Genomic DNA, 1,684 nt, shown 5'->3' on the forward strand with positions numbered 1-1,684 from the left:
TGAACTGCTCCCTGTCAAGTGGACAATGAAATAATAAAAGATTAGGCGACGGCCTTGTTCCTCATTTCAAGAGGGGCAAGGCCGTTGTTGCGTTCTTGAAATCGTTGATGATTATAAAAATAGATGTAGGCATCAATATCTGACACCAGCTCCTCAAAAGTCTTATACTTCTTCAAATCATAGCACTCCGTCTTAAAGTGCCCAAAGAAGCTCTCAATTGGTGCGTTATCAATACACTTACCAACACGAGACATGGAGCGGGTCATCTGATACTTGGTCGTTAAACGGTAATAATCTTTCGAAGTATATTGTGAACCTCGGTCGCTGTGAATCAATGGTGTCGCTTCAGTATTAACTTTTCGGGCTTTACGAAGTGTTTCTAATACCAATTCATTATCATTCAACTGACCGACCACATAAGCGACAATTGAGCCGTCGTAGAGGTCCTTAATAGCACTCAAATAGGCCTTACAACTGAGACCGTACTTCAAGAAAGTCACATCTGTACACCATTTCTGGTTGGGGGCAGTTGCTGTAAAATCACGATTGAGAATGTTGTCTTCTACATTGACAAAGCTGGTCTTGGTACAGTAGCCCTTAGCTCTTCTGATAATGGAACGAATGCCTAAAATGTGCATCAATCGTCGAATCCGTTTCTTGTTGTAGCTTGTTCCAAGCTTGCGATTGACAAATAGCGTCATACGACGATAACCAAGAATACCATTATGTTGGCTATGAAGGTCCTTGATGACATTCATCAATCCTAAATTTTCCTGTTCAGAAGCTGTTTCCTGATGTTGTAACCACTTATAGTAGCCTGAGCGAGATACCTTTAGAATACGGCACAAGTGGCTGATAGAAGCCTCTTCCTGTTCATCCGCATATTCTTTAATCGCTTGGAAGGATTCCAGGTGGCGACCTAGTCTTACCATTGGTTTCGTCGCTTGATTTCTTCTAACTTTTTTAGCAGGCCGTTCTCCATTTCAAGATACTTAATCCGTTCTTCCTGTTGCTTGATTTTTAGGCGTAACTCTTCTTCCGAAGTCAGATTAGGCTTGCTTTCCAAACCTTTTCCACGACGGTCGAGGAGGCCGTTAGAACCGTCCTTCTCAAACTTTCTGACCCACGAATAGACCTGTTGGTAGGAAACCCCATACTTCTCAACAGCCCCTTGGTAATCTTTCTCGTGGGCAAGGGTAAAATTGACAATCTCAACCCGTTCGTCAAATGTTGTCTTGCGTCCTTGTTTCATGCGACTCATTCCTCTACTAGTAGCTTTCAATTCTTTACCACTAGTATAACTTTTTATCCATGATCTGAGAACACGAGGGTCAGAAATTCCATATTTTTTGGTCAGAGCTTTGAGACTTCCCAAACCATCAAGATAGTCGGAAACAGCTTGTTCCTTTAGTTCCTTACTATACTTCATCCAGCGCCGGCTTTCCTCTAGCCCCTCAATACCAGTTTCTTTGTACTTCCGAACCCAGTTCGATAGGGTGTCTTTAAACACACCATGGTGCCTAGCTAACCAGCTAAGTGATTTCCCAGCTTCCAAGTGGAGTAAAACAATTTCTAGTTTCTCAGAGACAGACTTTGGACTTCTTTTGGACATAATAAAACTCCCTTTATAGTTTCTAGTGAAAATTTTTGTTTTTTCACTGTCCACTATAAGGGGAGTATATCA

The 1,684-nt window shown here is 41.9% G+C and carries 1 protein-coding gene; it reads right to left on the minus strand.

From position 1 onward, the window contains the following. Positions 1-41: 41 nt before the first annotated feature. A protein-coding gene (locus C1G53_RS06345) for an IS3 family transposase (protein WP_105114925.1) occupies positions 42-1,612 on the minus strand; the annotation gives its coding sequence in 2 pieces (ribosomal slippage) (positions 42-967 and positions 967-1,612; 1,572 coding nt in all). Positions 1,613-1,684: the final 72 nt, after the last annotated feature.

Source organism: Streptococcus suis (assembly GCF_002960445.1).
GTDB classification, from domain to species: domain Bacteria; phylum Bacillota; class Bacilli; order Lactobacillales; family Streptococcaceae; genus Streptococcus; species Streptococcus hyiners.